This is a genomic window from Secundilactobacillus folii (genome assembly GCF_009720675.1).
Classification (GTDB): Bacteria; Bacillota; Bacilli; order Lactobacillales; family Lactobacillaceae; genus Secundilactobacillus; species Secundilactobacillus folii.
This window is the reverse complement of record NZ_WNJO01000002.1, coordinates 172,352-190,880: the sequence shown is the minus strand read 5'-3', so window position 1 is coordinate 190,880 and position 18,529 is coordinate 172,352. Positions and strand designations below refer to the sequence as shown.

Below are 18,529 nucleotides of genomic sequence, written 5' to 3'. Positions count from 1 at the left end.
GCCGATGCTGCCTATATCAGAATACCAAAAAATCACTCTTTTCAGCTAATACTCACGCAGAAAAGAGTGATTATTATTTTGTAATTGACCATCCTAAGCCATAGCAACATTGGTAGATATCTTGGCCTTGTTCAACAGAACGGAGCTTGTCACCACTGACAATGAACTAAATGCCATTGCTAGACCAGCCAGCTCAGGACTCAGGGTCAAGCCAATTGCGAAGAAAACACCAGCAGCAATTGGAATTCCTAAAACATTGTAGACAAAGGCCCAGAACAAATTTAATTTGATTCGGTTGAAGGTCTTCCGACTCAACGCAAGCGCTCGGTCAACGTCTCGCAGATCGTTCTTAACCAGAACAATGCCGCCAGATTCAATCGCAATATCGGTACCGGAACCCATAGCGATCCCGACATCAGCAACCGTCAGGGCCGGTGCATCATTGATACCGTCACCCACGAATGCAACTTTACCATTAGCTTGCAATTCCTTCACACGGTCGGCCTTATCACCAGGTAACACATCTGCGATAACTTGATCGATCCCAACATCATTAGCAATCGCTCGTGCAACACGTTCGTTATCACCAGTTAACATGATGGTCTTCAAGCCACGGGCCTTCAAAGCAGCAATCGCTTCCTTAGACGTTGATTTGGGAGCATCCTGAATTGCAATCAAACCGATGACCCGATCTCCTAAGCCAACAAAGACAACCGTTTTAGCTTCGTCTTGTAAGCGAGCCATCTGTTGTTTCATATCAGCCGAGATATCAAAGTCTGCCAGCAGTTTGCCGTTGCCAACAAACGCTGTCTGACCATCAACTGTGGCCCGGACACCCTTACCTTCGATGGCTTTGAAATCAAAAGAACTTGGTACATCCAGTTTATCAGCCTTAGCTTTGGCCAAAATAGCTGCAGCCAACGGATGTTCGGAAGCACCTTCGAGACTAGCGGCAATTGATAGAACCCGTTTTTCGTCACCAGTAACGTCAGTAACTTCCGGCTTACCAACGGTAATTGTCCCAGTCTTATCAAAGACCACCGTGTTGATGTCATTAACTTCTTCAAGAACTTCACCATTCTTGATCAAGATACCCATCTTAGCCGAACGACCAGTTCCCACCATTAAGGCCGTGGGGGTTGCCAAACCGAGTGCACAAGGGCAGGCGATAACGACAACGGAGACGGCAAAAATCAGTGAGTTGGCAACGCTGGCACCGATAAATACATACCAGACGAGGAAGGTTAAAATAGCGATGATTAAAACGATCGGCACAAAGATGTCGGAAACTTTATCAGTTAGCTTTTGAATGGGGGCGTGACTGGTCTGCGCCCTTTTTACCAGCTCAACAATTTGAGAAAGCATCGTGTCATTGCCAACCTTTTCAGCTTTAAACGTAAACGAACCATTACTGTTGATTGTTGAACCAATCACGTGATCGCCCCGCTTCTTTTCAACGGGCATACTCTCACCAGTGACCATTGATTCATCGATTGAAGAACTGCCGCTAGTGATCAGACCGTCAACTGCAATCTTTTCGCCGGGCTTGACCCGAATCTCATCGCCAACAACAACTTGATCCAGCGGAATCTTAATGAATTTACCATCCCGAAGCACTTCTGCTTCCTTAGCTTGTAAATTAACTAGCTTCTCCACTGCGCTAGAAGCGTTATGACGCATCCGCTCCTCGAACACTTGCCCTAGGAGTACAAACGTCGTCACGAAAGCCGCACTTTCAAAGAAAACTGCTTGTCCGGTGATCATGGCATAAATGCTGTAAAAATACGCAGTAGCCGTGCCAATCGCAACCAAGGTATCCATGTTAGAGTGGTGCTTTTTAAACGACGCCCAAGCACTTTGCAAAAACGGACCTGCTGAAACCGCCATGATGATCGTTGTCAATACCAGCATGGTCCACTCGCCACCAGGCAGCATCCAGCCAAACGGCTTTAAGATCATCTCAGCTAACATTGGTAGTGAAAGCACCAATGAAATCCAAAAACGGGATGTAATTGACATTACTGAATCACCACTTTCCCATGAAACATGTCCATGCCGCAACTGAAGCCAAACTCACCTGCTTGATCAGTATTGATCTGAACCGTCTTCGTCTCGTTTAAGGGGAGTGCTTCTTCAAAGTTCAATTCCCTGGAGTGGACGACATCCAAACAGCCCTGATCACTCGTTCTAGTGTAACTGATGGTTGCCGGTACACCCTTTTTTAAGTTCACAACACTTGGCTGATAACCACCAGCAACTTCAACGTTTACATTTTGTACTTTTTCACTCATCATCAAGGCCTCCTAGACGTTCTTCAATTATTTAATGATCAGCTTGCCGTGAAACATATCCATGCCACAAGCCCATTGATATTCGCCAGCTTTACTGGTATCGATCTTAATAGGTTCGAGCTGGCCCTTCGGTAATTCACGGTTAATACCAAATTCTGGGAAAACAACGCGATCCAAACAGCTAGACGGATCTTGTCGGGTAAAGTTCAAAATAGCTGGGACCCCTTGTTTCAACACCACCGTTTCAGGTGAGTAGCCACCGTTAACTTCAACGTCAACTTTTTGAACGTTATTTTCAACATTGGCGGTCTCGGTTGCAACAGCATGCTTGCCAAAGAACCACCAAGAAATAAAACCAATCAGTGTTAATCCAACGATTAAAACAATGATCTTGATCATCATTCGGATCCCCTTTCAACTCGTTTTATTGTTTACATCTGTAAACCTTAACTGTATGATAGTCCCACCGTTTACAAATGTCAACAACAAAAAGCTACAAAATGCAGAAATTGCATCTTGTAGCTAATATGACAATATTGCAATCACAAAGACGGCAAAACAGCACGTCTATCTGGGACTGGCGTTATTTACAGACAAGTTTTTACCTCGGTAACCCCACTTCAAACACTCAATGCTCTGTCACGTGAGCTTTTACCTGGTCAACAATCGTCATAATGTGTCGGTCAGATAGTTCATAATGCACGTTTTTACCATTCCGAGTCCCCCGTACTAGATTGCGCTGCTTAAGCAAGCTCAATTGGTGAGAAACAGTTGACTGGTTTAAATCAAGAACCTGTGTAAGTTCTGTGACGCTCAACGTGGACTGGGCCAGCGCCAAAATGATCCGAACCCTCGTCACATCGCCAAGCGCTTTAAAAAGTGCGACCACGTTCTCCAGTTCTGATGACACGGGCAAGTGTTCCTTAAGATGACTAACGATTTCTAGATGTTTAGGGTCTTCCATAAATTTCTGTTACCTCCATATTTGCCTGAATAACGGGCTTGGTTCCGGTTGCATTTTAACGCTAGAGACGTTACAATACACATTGAGATATGTTCATATGTAAATATAAGTGAGGTGATCATTTGAAAACACTCTCTGTCCCAAGGCGTACTGGTAATACGTTGGCAGCCATCTTTAACCATAAAAGTGACTTGCTGATGATTGCCAGCTCAACCATTATATTATTAATTGCGCTCTTTTTACCAGTTTCAGAGCTAACAATTCTACTATATTTAACTGCATTTTTAATTATTGGCTATCCAGTGATCTGGCAATCGATTAAAAATATCGTCCACGGTGAGGTGCTTGACGAACATTTTCTGATGACGGTAGCTACCGTTGGCGCCTTATTGCTCAGTGATTATCCAGAAGCTATCGCCGTCATGCTATTTTACCAAATTGGTGACTTATTTGAGGACGTGGCAGTCAATCAGTCCAAACAGTCGATCTCTGCTTTATTGAAGGTTAAAGCAACAATTGCCACTATCGTTACCGCTAATGGTGAACGCGCTATGAAACCAGAAAACGTCCAACCTGGACAATTAATGCGGATCAAGCCGGGAGAACGTGTCGCCCTTGATGGGGAACTGATTCAGGGCAATACAAGTCTTGATACGTCTGCACTGACCGGCGAATCGTTGCCCCGAGACGTTCAGGTTGGCGACCAGGTGCTCAGTGGCGCAATTAATTTAACCGGCGTGATTGACGTACGAGTGACAAAGCCTTACCGAGATTCTACCATTGCCCGCATTTTGGACCTTGTTCAAAATGCCAGCCAGAAGAAAACTACGACGGAGAAGTTTATTAAGCGGTTTGCAAAGGTGTACACGCCGGTCGTGGTCGGCCTGGCTGTTTTGCTTGCTGTTGTCCCGCCTTTGCTGGTCGGTAGCTGGGCCACCTGGATCAACCGCGCACTCGTATTTCTAGTAATCAGTTGTCCCTGTGCACTGGTCATCTCAGTACCACTTAGCTTCTTCGGCGGCATTGGAGCAGCCTCTCGTCACGGGATTCTGGTCAAGGGAAGTAATTTCTTAGAGGCGATGAATCAGGTCAGCACAATTGCATTTGATAAAACGGGTACCCTGACTCAGGGCCACTTTAGCGTGACTGACGTATTACCGCTCCAGCCATGGCATCAGGATGAATTACTGGGTCTGGCAGCCGCTGTTGAGAGCCAGTCAATACACCCGATTGCACGTTCAATCGTTGAAGCGTATCAGGGTGATTTGTCCAAATACCGTTTGGATGAGCTGCACGAGACTGCTGGTCATGGCATCAGCGGTCATGTAGACGGCCATTCAGTGATTGCGGGCAACGTCAAGGCAATGCAAGCAGGTGACATCAAAGTTCCAAATAGCCAGCCAACCTGCACGACGGTGTTTGTTGCAATTGACGGCCAACTTGCAGGTCGAATTCAAGTCGCTGACCAGCCCAAGCCAGACGCCAAAGCAGCAATCAATGCTTTGCAACAGCATGGTGTTCACCAAACCGTCCTGTTAACGGGTGATAATCAGCAAACGGCCAATACGATCGGTCAACAACTGGGTATGAGTCACATCGCTGCAGAGCTGTTGCCCGAACAAAAGGTGACCGAAGTCGATCGTCTCACCGACAACGCTCACCAAGCCCACCATCGAGTGGCTTTTGTTGGTGACGGTATCAATGATACACCCGTTTTAGCACGGGCCGACGTTGGGATTGCCATGGGTGGCTTAGGCGCCGATGCGGCAATTGAAGCTGCTGACATTGTGATCATGAACGATCAGCCTTCCAAAATTGCCAAATTAATGGCGATTGCAAAGCATACGAAACGAATCGTCTGGGAAAACATTATTTTTGCACTAGTGATTAAAATTCTCTTCCTCAGCCTTGGCGCATTTGGCATCGTCGGCATGTGGGAAGCCGTCTTCGCCGATGTTGGGGTGACACTAATTGCCATCATCAACGCGTTGCGACTCCAGAGGGAATAGTAAAACAGCCTTGATTCAGGACCGATTTTAAATCGAGCTTGAATCAAGGCTATTTTGTCCTAAAAAATGAGTTTAAGCGCATTAAAAATCAAAATAACACCATAACTCATCACAACGATTCCCGAAATGATATTGACCCACATCAAAACACGTCTGGGTAATCGGTTCTTTAACGCACCAACGATCAAGGTGATCACCAAAAACCAAATGGCGGTGGCAGAAACAATCCCAAACAGAAATGGCAATGCTTGCGCGTTAGTCAACGTCCCGCGCAAGGCACCCAGTGTCACGCTGGTGTCAATAATGGCTTGAGGATTTGCAAACGCAACGATCCAAGCACTCGCAAAGGCTTCTTTCAGTGGCATTTGTGAATCATTTTTACCTAACTCGATTTGGCTAGCGGAACGTAAAATACCAAAGCCCATCCAAACAACGATCAAACCACCAATCAACATGATTCCAAGTCTTAACCAGAGGTAGTGGCTAACAAGCGCACCCATACCAAGAAACGCAATAGCAGTCAGAGTCGCATCCGCCAACCAAACAAAGACGGCGATCAAGAAAGCCCGTCGAAGCCGATTGCTCATAGCACTGTTGAAGATAAATAGATTTTGCATGCCAATGGATGAAACCAAGGCAAAACTGATCAGCATTCCCTTTAAAATCACGGCTGTCAAAGTAGGTCCTCCTTTTATCACAAAAAAAGGCACCTGCTCCTAGTCTTCAACGCCAAATTGACGTTGTATCTACGACTATGAGTAGATGCCTATCGAGGTCACCCGATGATGACCAAGCTATTAGCAATTTAAATTCCTTCAGATAGATTACGGGAAGTCAGGCGAAAAGTCAAGCGACTTAACACCTTCATTTCAGTTTCCAAGATTGTCTGAGTAATTGCGAGAAAGAAAAGCCTTCATGCCCTCTGGTGCCTGACCAGTAATCCGTCTAAAATCTGGCGTCACAACATCAAACAGGCCAAGTGCACCCGCACGATACATGCTGGCTAATTCAGTCCCGTCCCCTTCACCAGCGTAAATACGGCCAAACTCCTCACTTGATACTGGATCGTAACCAATTTGATGTCCCGTCACCCCAGTCATGATCCGACCAAGTTCAGGCATCGTCAGACTATGATCTTGGGTCAGCGTATACAGCTGGCCAGCATCACGAAACGTTGGGGTTAGAACTAAGTCGGTAATGGCGAGGGCGCTATCGTCCAGCGTGATAAAGGACATTGCCTGATCATTGACAGGGTAAATTAGGTGCTGACGTTTGATCAATTCGGGTAAGTAGGGTACCAAAGGATCGGCATACAGTGAATTTCGCACGACTGCGTAACGCAGCCCACTGGTGGCCAGCCTTCTTGGCGCATACGCATAGTAAGGTGACATTGTAAACGGGTTATTGACTTGATCAGCAAAAAAACTCACAAAAATAACGCTTGGAATACTGGCTGCTTTCAACGCACTAATAGCATGCTCAAACTCGGTAATGCGCTGTAGAACGTCGTAGGTCTTGCTTGGAATATAAACCACAACGTCACTGCCCTTGAATGCCGCTGTCATGCTGTCAATATTAAGATAATCAATGGCTGCCACGTTCACACCCGCGGTGGATAATGCGGCAGCTTTAGAAGGTGTGTGGACAGCTGCTGTCACTGAGTTAGCATCCACTCGTTGAATTAAATCTTGTATAACACGCTGGCCTAAATGACCAGTAGCTCCAGTGACTGTATATTTCATTTCAAAACTTCCTTTCGTGAATTTTCAACACGATTAGTTTTATTTTAATATCGTTGTCGCATCAAAAAAAGAATTATGGTTTTTTTAATATCGAAATTAGATCAGATCGCACTTCGTCGCAAAAGTTCAGAAATAAGAAAAAATCTAGAAACCATTCCCGCCATTTTTGAGGAAATACAGTTTCTAGATTATCGGCTTATGATTAATGAGATTTTTACGGTAAATCGCTGGTTACTCAGTCTTTTGCAAATCATTAACATTCAAAACGATTTGTAGTTGAGGTAAAATCGACGCCTTCATCTTTGCAGAAAGCTTGCGCGTGTTCTTGATTAACAACTCATCATAAATGACCTTTTGAAAAATCGAGATGATAACCTGAGCCGTAGCCTGACGCTGTTCATCACTCATTTTTCGTAGTGGCTCTGCTTGCTTAAGTTTAACGGCAATTTCCACTACGAGACTATCAAGCACTTTCAGTAACCAATTAGCTTGGTTATCTGAAAGTAACATTCTTTCATGAATCGTAATCATAAAGGACTGGTAGTTTTCATCGTCTTGAAAAATACGCCAAATAGCTTGAAAGATAGCCATTAAACGTTCTTCAACATCCGTTATTGACATGCATTCAGAAAATGACATCTTAACTTGACTCATTCTATTCACGATCCCTTGATAAACAATCGTATCTAGGATCTCATGTTTACCATGTGGAAAGTAGTAGTACAGAGAACCTTCAGAAATACCGGCAGCTTGATTAATCATCCGGGTCGTCGTTGCTTCATATCCATGCTCGGCAAACATTTCCCGGGAAATTGTAATTATTTTTTCTCTTTGTTGGTCACTTTTTACTTCTCGCTTACTCATGATTCCACCCCATTTTGTTGTCCTGTTGGTCCCTATGAAAAAGGGCCGCTTCCCTCTAATTAGAAGACTGACCCTAAAGCACTAAATCATTTACATCAAAGTCTGTGCGATCAGGTACAGATTCAAAACAACCAGTACGATTGTGACGACCCATGCTGTGTACTTCACCCATGCATGGTTAACAAATTCACCCATCAGCTTCTTGTTGCTGGTAAACAAAACCAGTGGAACCACCGCAAACGGCAGGGCAATACTCAAGAAGACTTGGGAAATGGTCAACAGATCCTCGATCTTTGCTTCATTTCCATGGTAGTAAATTGCAAAGATCAGTACCGGTGTAACTGAGAGAAGACGTGTGATCAATCGTTGTGCCCAAAGCGGAATGCGCAAGCGAATGAAACCCTCCATGATAATTTGGCCAGCCAAGGTTCCGGTGATCGTTGAACTTTGACCTGAGGATAACAGCGCAATCGCAAATAACATACTTAACATCGGACTAGCAATGGCACCAACAATCTGTGGATTACTCAAAGCATTGAACAAATCTACGAAACGCCCTAGTGTGCTGTTCGTACCAAAGAACAGTGCCGCACCCAAGATCAGCAGTAGACTGTTGACAATGAACGCAATGAACAGTTGGAGGTTCGAATCAATCGTTGAAAACCGAATCGCCTTGGCAATATCATTTCGATCAGAACGATCCAGCTGACGTGTTTGTGAGATTGATGAGCCTAAATACAAATCATGAGGCATGACGGTCGCACCAACGATTCCCAATGATAGGTATAGCATCGAGTGGTTAGTGATTACGTCAGAGGATGGTATATAGCCACCCAAGATACCCGCAATGCTGGGATTTGACAGTGCAACTTCATAAGCAAAAACTAGCAAGATCACGGTGACCAGAGTAGCAACAATGGCTTCGATTTTTCTGAAGCCAAGCCTCATTAATAACAACAGGATCAAAACGTCAGCAGCGGTAATCAAAATTCCGACAATTAACGGAATCTTGAACAGCAGCTTCAACGCGATCCCAGACCCAATAATCTCGGCAATGTCAGTCGCCATAATGGCAAGTTAAGCAATTACCCATAAGATGATTCCAACAGCCTTGTTGGTTCGTTCACGGGTCAATTGTGCTAAATCCTTACCAGTAACAATTCCAAGCTTAGCAGACATTGCTTGCAGCAACATCGCAATTAAACTGGAAATTAAGATCACCGTCAGTAATTTATACTTAAATTGTGCACCACCGGCAATCGAAGTGATCCAGTTTCCTGGGTCCATATACCCAACAGCAATCAGGATTCCTGGCCCTGTATAGGCTATTAACGTCTTGAAGAATCCGGCGTTCTTGGGAACCTGAACGCTCCCGTTAACTTCGTCTAGGCTCTTGCCATCGGCACTCGTAGTTTCAACGAAGTGTGAATGCTTTTCTGTATCTGCTTTTTTCATTAGTGAAACCTCTTTTCTATTGACTTAGAAATTCGGTCGGTCATTGAAATGCGTGATTTGATATAAGATAAAACATCTGGTTTAATTTCATATCAAGTTATGCTTTCTTCGATCCAAACATTCAAAGCAATTAAATTATCTTTTAAACTGAGCGCCCGCTCAATTTCCAAACCATATAATACACCCTTTAGGATTAATTACAAGCAAAACTTCGCCATGTAAGCGCATTAAGTAAGGCTTTATTCCTTTTTTCTTAAACCTACTACGAAGTAATAATTTGGATATTCCTAAATATGTAACAAAGCGCAGCAAACCTGTATTTAACAGTTTACCGCGCTTCCAATTTTACTTTAAAAATGCCTTGTTTTACACGTCACTTTAAATAGTGGTGAGCTTTCAAATAATTTCTGGCAATTACTGATGCTTTCCGATGCTTAACCGTGACTTGGTAATTCATATTTTGCATATCAGCATTTGAAATTTTATCGCTTAGCTTATCCAGCCGTTTGACAACGTCCGGATGGGCTTTTGCAAAACTGGTCTTCATTAAAGGTGCCCCCTGATAAATTGCAAAGAAAGATTTGTTATCCTTTAGAGCAACCAAATGGTACTCCTTGATTTGCGGATCAGTTGTATAGCCATCAGTAACGTTGACCCGGCCGTTGGCTAAGGCCTCATACCGCAATGAAGGTTCCATTGTTCGCGCCGATTTTAGTCGGAGTCCGTATGTCTTCTGTAACCCAGGATACCCGTTAGATTCCTGGTAAAAGTCAGGATCAAACGCCCCGGCAAAACGGCTCGAAACTTTAGTTAAGTCTGAAATCGTCCTTAAATGATATTGATTAGCTGTTGACCGACGAACAACGACTGCGTAGTTATTTTGATAAGCCATTGGTTTTAGATAAGTCATCTTAAATTGCCGTCTAAGCAGCGTTTTGGCGTCTTTGTAAGCAACTTTAGGATTGCGGCTAATACCGGTTTTCGTTTTCACCAATGACTGTAAAACCGTTCCCGTAAACTCCGGATAAATATCAATTTTATCGCTTTGCAAACCTTTGAACAGAAAACTAGTACCGCCAAAATTAGGTTTCAAGGTCACTTTAACCTTTGAATTATCCTGTTCAATCAGGTCCTTATACATGTTGATCAAAATTTCTGGCTCACCACCAAGTTTACCAGCAATCGTCACGTTTTCAGTCTTAGGGGTAAGAAGTGCGTGGACGCCAGCACCGCCAAAGCCCAAAACAGCGAGCACTAAAACCCCAATTCCGAGTCGCTTCAAAGGAACCTTTGAGAGCAACTCAATTAGCCAGTTAGCTAACAGTGCTAGGATAGCGGACAATATTGCACCTACTAATAACGCCGTATTATTATTGGTTTGAATTCCAAGTAAAATGAAAGTCCCAAGACCACCGCCACCAATCAGTGCAGCTAACGTTGCAGTCCCAATCACTAACACAGTAGCGATACGAATCCCCGAAAGAATCATTGGCATTGCTAACGGTAATTCAACCCGAAACAGTTTGAAACGGGGTGTAACACCCAGTGCATCAGCGGCTTCAAGCAGCACGGGGTCAATGTGGGTAAGTCCCGCGTAGGTATTTTGAAAGACCGGCATGATTGCGTATAACACTAAAGCAATAATAGCAGGCACGGTTCCAATCCCCACAATCGGAATTAGAATCCCAAGAACTGCCAGACTTGGAATCGTTTGAATGATACCCGTAATTTGCAGAAACAGTTCGCCCAGCCGACGATGATTAATGAGCGCAATGGCTAACGGAATCGCAATGAGAATCGTAATGACCATCGCAATCAGAGAAATCGAAATGTGTTGCCACAGTGCCTGTAACAGGTCATGACTATTCTTTTGAATGTAGGAGATCAAGCTATTGATGGTCGTCACCCTCCGTTTCCAATGATGCCACGTAATCGATTAAATCATGATCCGTCAAAACGGTGTCATCCACAATAATCTGATCCGTTTGCGATTTCTTTAAAGCAGTCGCCCACTCGAAGATGCTCTGTCCTTTAACTAGCTTAGGCCCGGTATCTGCATCGGTGATGTGACGACCAAAGCCTGAAGCTAGCACCTGCCCCAAAAGCTGATTGGTCTGCTGTTCATCGGCAAAGAAGTTGCTGACAAATGCATTAGCTGGCTCCGTTAAAATTTGTTCAGGCGTGCCAACTTGCTGCAGCTTGCCTTCATAAATTACGGCCACTCGATCAGCTAAACGAAGCGCTTCTTGCATATCATGAGTCACGAAGACAATAGTGGTATCCATATTTTGATGAAGATCGATAACGATCTGCTGCAGTTGGCGTCTTGAAACTGGGTCAAGGGCACTGAATGGTTCATCCATCAAAACCAGTCGGGGTTTGCTAGCTAGTGCCCGAACAATTCCAACTCGCTGAGATTCACCACCAGAAAGTTCACTTGGCATTCGGCTCAAAAAATGATCCGGATCTAGTCCCACTTGATTCATTAATTCGGCAATTCGGGCTTGCTTCTTATCAGCTGGCCAACCTAGATTATCAAGTTGAACACTTGCATTTTCAGCAATCGTCATATTGGGAAATAGCGCGCCAGTCTGCAAAACGTAACCGATTCGCCGTCGCAACTGCTGTAAATCAACCTTTGAGACATCTTCGCCATCAATTTTAACCGTCCCCGAACTAGGTATGATCAGCCGGTTAATACTCTTCAAAATGGTCGTTTTGCCACTTCCAGAAGGCCCAACGAGCACGAATAATTCCCCGTCATTAACGGTCAGATTCATATTATCCAGTGCATACTGGCCGTCATATTCTTTACTTAAATTATTTAATTCAATCACTAATTTCACCTCGGTGACACTTTCAATTCGCTCAACAATTTTAATTCTACTATTCTAAATCTTGTCTGCAATCAAATTGTTTAAAATATAGTTTGCTCGTAATAAAGATCATGACCATACTCTATACTCATGGGCATCAACGGCCCCCTACTCTTGGCCATAGATGTGTGTCTATTAACGCTTCTTATTAACTGCGTGAAACTGCTTCTTTAAATTGTTTGAAAAGAGGCTCGTTATTCTAACTAATTCCATGACATCTTTTTCTGATAGTTCTGCCATAGCTTCAATTTCAGCCTCAGCTGCAGGGACGATGATTGGCTTAGTAAATCGACTTCCCTCCGGTGTTAATCTGACCAGTTTTTGCCGATGATCAGCTTGAGATTCAGTTATTTCAGCAAGTCCTTCATGACGTAACTTTTTAATAATTGAACTAATCGTCTGTTTGGTCGCCGAAAGCCGTTCCCTAATTTGCGATTGTTGACGCCCATTTGGTGAAAACCAAAGGATATAAAGGACAAATAACTCCTTGGTTGTTAAATCGTGTTCCTTTGCATACATCGTAAATACCGAAAACTGAGCGTCACGGAGCTTTCGGTATTCCTCGGTATACCTGTGGATATCATCTCGTTTCATTAGACCACCTCGTAAAATAATGGACTGTCTGATTTCGGACTAAATCATATCGTATGAAACTACCCATGTCAACCATTAGAATTTACTTTATTGAATTTCTAAAAACAAATGGCATTTAACTAAACCCTTTAGCTATCATTTAAAATTAAAATACAGCTATGTTTTCTTGAGTTAAGACGAGAAACACAAAAAATACGTTCAGAAAGCACCTCTGAATCTTAAAGGGGGTTTCCAAACGTATTATTTAATGTCCTAGCCATTTACCCGAACGTCATGAATTCAATAGTAAATCTACAGCACCAGGGATTTCTTGCGGTTTAGCCACAATTGCACTTGCATTTGAAGCACGTAACTCCGCAGCATCGCCAAATCCATAACTTACGCCAATTGTTCGAACGTTGTTTTCGGCTCCGCCATTGATATCCGTATAGCGATCACCAACCATCACACTCCGCTTAGGATCAGCACCACTTTGTGCTATTCCATAAGCTAAGATATCAGCTTTTCGACTGCGCATTTTTTCATCAGTAGTTGCCCCATAAACACCATCAAAATAATTGGTTAAGTGGAAACGGTCTAGAATCTGCGGCAGCACATCAACCGGTTTGGCTGAAGCAATGTTTAGTCGAAAGCCCTCAGCTTTAAGCTGCTCCAATGCACTTTGAATCCCGGGATAAATATCGAGTTCAGCATACCCATCTTGAGCATAGCTACGATGATACTCAGCAACGCCTTGGGCCACTTTAGCCTCAGACAAATCAGGATAGGCCCGTTTTAGATTAGCTGTCATTGCGGGGCCAATGAAGGTTCGATATTCAGCATCACTTAGTTGTGGTAAGCCTAATTTTTTAACCATTTCTTTGATTGAAATAATGATCCCCCGCTCTGAATCCGCCAAGGTACCATCGAAATCAAAGAAGACTTGCTTATTCATTGTAAAACTCCATTCTAGAAGATTAAGTCTATAGACTACTCTAATTGCACAACAGACACAAGCAAACTATTAAACAATATTGACATTATTGAGGGATAGTGTAGCCTATTAACTATTCAACAACTTACACTGGAAGGCTGGCGGTTTTCATTGAGCGTCTTTAAAAACATCTTCTCGTCACTTCAAAATAAAAATTTTCGTTATTTTTGGTTTGGACAAGTCATTTCGGTCATGGGAACTTGGGTCCAACGAACTGCACAGACTTGGCTAGTTTATCAAATGACCGGCTCCGCTTTTCTAGTAGGCGTCCTTTCTGCCTGCCAATTTGTGCCGATCTTATTTTTAACACTGGTCGCTGGCACAGTAATTGATCGTCACCCTAAACGGCGCATCCTATTGCTAACACAAGGCGGCTTCCTTATTTTAGGGGTCGTCATGACCATCATCGTCTACACAAAAATCGTACAATACTGGCAAGTGTTGCTCATTGCTATAGGTTACGGTATTCTGCAAAGCTTTGATACGCCTACTCGACAATCCTATGTGGTTGAACTAGTTGGCCAAAAGGACCTCATGAATGGAATTTCTTTAAACTCCACCATCTTCAACCTCGCTAAAATTGCTGGTCCTTCACTTGCTGGTATCTTAATGGTTCAATTTAGCCTAGGGTTTTGCTTTTTGGTAGATGCAATCAGCTATTTAGCTGTCCTACTGGGCCTCTTTTTAATTAAGCAAAAGCCTGTCATCATATCCTCTAAACGCCAGCACATCTGGCAGGATGTTAAAGAGGGGTTAGCCTACGTCTGGCAACACCCAAATGTCCGTATGAGTGCCGAATTGATGATTATCGTTTGCACGCTCAATTTTAATAACAATGTCATCATTCCAATCTTTGCCAAAACGGTCTTACACTCCGGCGCACAAACTTACGCTAGCTTATTATCAGCAACTGGTGTTGGCTCACTAATAGCGGCCTTTTTAATGAGCTATTTATCCCGATTTGGGCTTCAAAGAAACATCTATTTAGGCGTTGCACTAGGAACAGCCAGTCTTCAAGCTTTAATGCTGTTTGTCCAGAATTACCAGCTCGCGATGGTGATGATGGTTGCTATCGGTTTTTGCAATATGATTTTCCTGAATCAGTCCAACGCCTCGTTTCAATTTTCAATTCCAAACGGATTGCGTGGACGGGTAATGAGCGTGTACGTGCTCCTGAACCAAGGAACAACACCGATTGGTAGCGTCTTTGTCGGTGGGATCATGGACGTCACAACGGGGCTCTGGGGGTTCCCCTCCTGCGGCATTTTGGCACTTATTTTATTATTACCGATACTCTACCGTCACCGTCACTTAGTTCACGGTTGGTTGCACCCAATTTCCTAATCATTCAGTAAGTTTCGAATACGCTTCTGCAAATCTGGCACAACATCAGCTTCAAACCAGGGGTGTTGATGCATCCAACCATAATTCAAGGGCGATGGATGAACGATTGGAAAATAGTCCGGCAGATAATCTTGATAATGCTCAACCGTGGCCGTTAGCGTTTTTTGGCGACGCTTTTGCAGATAATATTTTTGAGCATAAGCCCCAATCAAAAGCGTTAGCGAAACGTGTGGCATTAAAGCCAATACTGGTTTATGCCATTTCTCCGCAAACCCTTTTCTTGGTGGCAGATCACCCTGCTTACCTTTTCCCGGGAAATAAAAGTCCAATGGAACGACACCCAGTTTTCCAGAGTGATAGAATTCCTCGCGACTCATCCCCATCCAACTGCGTAGGCGGTCGCCACTGGGGTCATCCCAGTAGGTCATTGAGGCCTGTCCCTTTCGACTAGGTGCCTGACTGATAATGAGAATTCTAGCTTCTGGCTCCACGTGATAAAGTGGTTCAATTCCCTGTTTGGTATAATCAGTATTTTGCGGATCAGCCATTATTTCCTGGGTAATTTTTTCGACTGCATCAATCATTTATTTCCTGTACACCCCTTCATTAATAATGTTGTTCCAATCATATCACGACAAACTAGAAGTTACATCTACCACTGAATTTAAATAATCAAAAAACCGAATGCTAAGCTCTCTTTTAAATCTGAGCTCATTCAAATAGGGCTGCCTGAGATGAATTGCAATCAATTCATCTCAGGCAGCCCTATTATTAACTAAATAATATTACTGCTTCATTTTTTATCCGCGCCATCTTAATAGAAGTAACTCAAGTCACTAGAAACGCTCGGATAAATAGGCGTCCAGTTGGTAGCCTCATCAGCGGACTCACCATGGGTAATGATCTCACTGAAATCATTCACTAACTCCTCAGCATTGACTGCCAGCATAATAGCCCCAGCTAATTTACCATTTGTCTTATCAACAATGGTCGTAACGCGGGCATTGTCATCTTGAATCCGATGATATGTGTACCATTGGCCAATCTCTTGGTCACTCACCCGATAACGCTCTGGTTGTTGCTTTGCGGCATCCAAACTAATTCCCACTTGGGCTAATTCTGGTCCGGCAAAAACCGTGTGCGGAATGGCTGGATATCGAATAGGTTCATTTGAAGTACCTAATATTTGTTTAGCTACGTATCCGCCTTCAATACCTGAGACTGGTGTTAACTTCGGTACGTTTTTGGCAATTGCATCGCCAATGGCATAAATGGTCGGCACGCTAGTTCTTAAATGATCATCAACTTCGACTCCCTGTGGCTTAGTATCCACACCAATTCCAGGTAGGTTAAGTCCATCGAGATTTGGACGTCGACCCGCTGCGGCGTAAATAACGTTTAAATTGATCGGTGCTGAGATATCAGTGCTAACAGTCACCTGATCTTCCCCGCTTGTACTTAATGCCGTCACGTTTGTATTCATATGGAAAGTAATCCCTTTATCAGTTAAAATTTTCTTTAGTTTATCAGTATATTCCTGTGGGAAACCCCTTAAAAGTCGATTATTGTGCTGAAAAATATGAACCTCAGCGCCTGCTTCAGCAGCAATATTAGCTAATTCGATTGCCACGTAACCAGCTCCTACGAAACCAATTTTCTTTGGTAAATGAGGTAGGTCTAGAAAGTCTGTACTGGTTTGAAAAGCGTCCTTTCCAGGAATATCAGGAATGGTTGGTGTAGCTCCAGTAGCAATGATAATCTGTGCACCCGTTACCTGCTGACCAGCCACGGTCAATGTGTGCGCATCTACAAAACTAGCCCGACCATGAATCTGTGCAATCCCCGCCGCCTTTAATCCGGCCGCAGTACCAGTTGGAATCTTATCCGTATAGCTATGCTTAAATCTCATTAAAGCGGGCCAATCGACTGTTGGGGCCTCTGGTAATCCGCTATTCTGATACCGAACAGCTTGTCGTTTAGTTTCAATGACACCATATAACATCTTTTTGGGATCACAACCAAAGTTTGGACAAGTTCCGCCCCAAAGATTGCCTTCCACTACTAAAACTTTCTGAGCCCTATTCAGTGCATATGCTGCCGCTAGACCACCAGGCCCTCCACCAATAATAATCGTGTCGTAATCATACGCCATGCCAATCCCTCCTTATTCACAATCTTATCACTCACCATCAAACATACTACTCCCCTATCAAAGACGCCAATAATAAGCTTTAACCCGTCTTAAATAATTACTTTTAAGCATTAATTTACGGAAGTTTTACACATAATACATAAACATTTACCAAGGATTTATCTCGTATTTACAATAAATCGTTAGTATTAAGCGTATCAAAAAATTAATTAGGAGAGATATACCATGAAATCTTTGAAAACGACTTTACTCGCGGCCGGAATCCTAGGCCTGTCCTTGGCAGCTGCTGGCTGTAGCTCAACCAACGCCACTGGAGGCCAACAAAAGGCCAAGGCCTTAACCGTAGTCTTTCTTCCCGGAGATTCTGCTAAGGAAGCTGGTCCAGCCCGAACCGCATTAGCCAATGAGATTCACAAGGCCACCGGTAAAAAGGTCGCTGTCAAAACGACTACTGATTACAACGTGGCGATTCAAGCCATTTCATCCGGCAAAGCGCAAGTCGCTTTGATGGGACCAGATAGTTACATTCAAGCCCACAAACAAAATGCTGCCGTCACTCCAATCGTCACCTACTCTGGTAAATCAGGTACCCTGAAAGATGCGCAATACCATAGTTACATCATGGTGCCAAAGGATAAAGCCAGTCAGTACAAAGTGAACGGTAAATATAGTCTACAAAAGATCAAAGGCAAGAAGATGTCATTTGTTTCAAACACTTCGACTTCAGGTTTTGCAATCCCAGCTGGTGCTATTCAAACAGCCTTTAAATTATCAAATAAAGATGATTTACAGCAAAGTGGCAAATTCTTCTCAAAAGTTCTCTTTGGTGGTTCACACCAGGGCTCAGCAGTTAACCTATTGAAGGGTGACGCAGACGTAGCAGCCTTCGATGACATGGATCTAGTCTCCTATGGAAAATTTACCAATGATTCAACTAAGCCGGGTGCCGACTTTAAGATTAACGCGAATGCTCCCGCACCGTTTAACAGTGTTCGCGGCAAGGAAAGTATTGCTTTAGCTGCTTATCCCGTTCAAAACGAACCAATTGCCGTCAATTCAAAGATGATCAGTAAAGCTGACACTCAAAAAATTGTTAAAGCATTGACGTCCAAGAAAATTGCCAATGACAAGGCTTTCTTCGCACCATCTGACGCTAAAGTTCACAGTTTACTACCCAAAAATGGCGACACACAGTTTATTGCGATCTCCGATAAGTGGTATGCACCTACGCACAAGGTACTTGGTGAATAAGTCCAGATCAAAGG

General features: G+C 43.7%; 16 protein-coding genes and 1 pseudogene. 3 read left to right on the top strand and 14 right to left on the bottom strand.

Annotation, left to right across the window (positions count from 1 at the left end):
* Positions 1–93 precede the first annotated feature (93 nt).
* The 4 genes from GM612_RS02530 to GM612_RS02515 all read right to left on the bottom strand — a co-directional run bounded on the left by GM612_RS02530 (position 94) and on the right by GM612_RS02515 (position 3,255).
* A complete protein-coding gene (locus GM612_RS02530) occupies positions 94–2,019 on the bottom strand; it encodes a copper-translocating P-type ATPase (RefSeq protein ID WP_155430808.1) in 1,926 nt (641 codons plus the stop codon).
* The gene (locus GM612_RS02525) at positions 2,019–2,291 is read right to left on the bottom strand and encodes a cupredoxin domain-containing protein (RefSeq protein ID WP_155430807.1); all 273 of its coding nucleotides are present in this window, start codon (positions 2,289–2,291) and stop codon (positions 2,019–2,021) included. The genes GM612_RS02530 and GM612_RS02525 overlap by 1 nt, the downstream gene beginning before the upstream one ends.
* Positions 2,292–2,318: 27 nt before the next feature.
* Positions 2,319–2,693 (bottom strand): cupredoxin domain-containing protein, encoded by a 375-nt coding sequence (locus GM612_RS02520; protein ID WP_155430806.1) that lies wholly within the window; start codon positions 2,691–2,693, stop codon positions 2,319–2,321.
* Between the two features lie 226 nt (positions 2,694–2,919).
* Complete coding sequence (locus GM612_RS02515; protein ID WP_155430805.1) at positions 2,920–3,255, bottom strand: ArsR/SmtB family transcription factor; 336 nt, start codon at positions 3,253–3,255, stop codon at positions 2,920–2,922.
* A gap of 122 nt (positions 3,256–3,377) precedes the next feature.
* On the opposite strand from GM612_RS02515, the gene GM612_RS02510 reads away from it, so the two are divergent.
* Positions 3,378–5,264: a heavy metal translocating P-type ATPase gene (locus GM612_RS02510; RefSeq protein WP_246147500.1), complete on the top strand. Its 1,887-nt coding sequence runs from the start codon at positions 3,378–3,380 to the stop codon at positions 5,262–5,264.
* A 59-nt stretch (positions 5,265–5,323) separates the two neighbouring features.
* Here GM612_RS02510 and GM612_RS02505 read toward each other — a convergent pair whose 3' ends face one another.
* The 8 genes and pseudogenes from GM612_RS02505 to GM612_RS02470 form a co-directional block, all read right to left on the bottom strand.
* Entirely contained in the window at positions 5,324–5,932 is a 609-nt protein-coding gene (locus GM612_RS02505) for a LysE/ArgO family amino acid transporter (protein WP_343031777.1), read from the bottom strand.
* A 201-nt stretch (positions 5,933–6,133) separates the two neighbouring features.
* Positions 6,134–7,006: an NAD(P)H-binding protein gene (locus tag GM612_RS02500; RefSeq protein ID WP_155430804.1), complete on the bottom strand. Its 873-nt coding sequence runs from the start codon at positions 7,004–7,006 to the stop codon at positions 6,134–6,136.
* A gap of 231 nt (positions 7,007–7,237) precedes the next feature.
* A complete protein-coding gene (locus GM612_RS02495; RefSeq protein ID WP_155430803.1) occupies positions 7,238–7,870 on the bottom strand; it encodes a TetR/AcrR family transcriptional regulator in 633 nt (210 codons plus the stop codon).
* Between the two features lie 90 nt (positions 7,871–7,960).
* A pseudogene (locus tag GM612_RS02490) lies at positions 7,961–9,325 on the bottom strand (Nramp family divalent metal transporter).
* A gap of 373 nt (positions 9,326–9,698) precedes the next feature.
* Entirely contained in the window at positions 9,699–11,222 is a 1,524-nt protein-coding gene (locus tag GM612_RS02485; protein ID WP_343031776.1) for an ABC transporter permease/substrate-binding protein, read from the bottom strand.
* Positions 11,215–12,162, bottom strand: a complete 948-nt coding sequence (locus GM612_RS02480; protein WP_425500321.1) for an ABC transporter ATP-binding protein — start codon at positions 12,160–12,162, stop codon at positions 11,215–11,217. Before GM612_RS02480 ends, GM612_RS02485 begins: the two co-directional genes overlap by 8 nt.
* A 174-nt stretch (positions 12,163–12,336) precedes the next feature.
* Positions 12,337–12,795, bottom strand: a complete 459-nt coding sequence (locus GM612_RS02475; RefSeq protein WP_155430802.1) for a MarR family winged helix-turn-helix transcriptional regulator — start codon at positions 12,793–12,795, stop codon at positions 12,337–12,339.
* A gap of 271 nt (positions 12,796–13,066) precedes the next feature.
* Positions 13,067–13,729, bottom strand: a complete 663-nt coding sequence (locus tag GM612_RS02470) for an HAD hydrolase-like protein (RefSeq protein WP_155430801.1) — start codon at positions 13,727–13,729, stop codon at positions 13,067–13,069.
* Positions 13,730–13,879: 150 nt separating this feature from the next.
* Between GM612_RS02470 and GM612_RS02465 the strand changes: the two genes are divergently transcribed.
* The gene (locus tag GM612_RS02465; protein ID WP_155430800.1) at positions 13,880–15,112 is read left to right on the top strand and encodes an MFS transporter; all 1,233 of its coding nucleotides are present in this window, start codon (positions 13,880–13,882) and stop codon (positions 15,110–15,112) included.
* On the opposite strand, the gene GM612_RS02460 is transcribed toward GM612_RS02465, so the two are convergent.
* Together GM612_RS02460 and GM612_RS02455 are read right to left on the bottom strand one after the other, a co-directional pair.
* Positions 15,109–15,696: a uracil-DNA glycosylase family protein gene (locus GM612_RS02460; RefSeq protein ID WP_155430799.1), complete on the bottom strand. Its 588-nt coding sequence runs from the start codon at positions 15,694–15,696 to the stop codon at positions 15,109–15,111. The two genes, GM612_RS02465 and GM612_RS02460, sit on opposite strands and share 4 nt — an antisense overlap.
* Positions 15,697–15,926: 230 nt before the next feature.
* Positions 15,927–17,264, bottom strand: a complete 1,338-nt coding sequence (locus tag GM612_RS02455; RefSeq protein ID WP_155430798.1) for a dihydrolipoyl dehydrogenase family protein — start codon at positions 17,262–17,264, stop codon at positions 15,927–15,929.
* 225 nt (positions 17,265–17,489) lie between these two features.
* Between GM612_RS02455 and GM612_RS02450 the strand changes: the two genes are divergently transcribed.
* Positions 17,490–18,515 carry a phosphate/phosphite/phosphonate ABC transporter substrate-binding protein gene (locus GM612_RS02450; protein WP_155430797.1) on the top strand — a complete coding sequence of 342 codons (1,026 nt, stop codon included), beginning with the start codon at positions 17,490–17,492 and terminating at the stop codon, positions 18,513–18,515.
* The last annotated feature ends 14 nt before the right edge of the window (positions 18,516–18,529 follow it).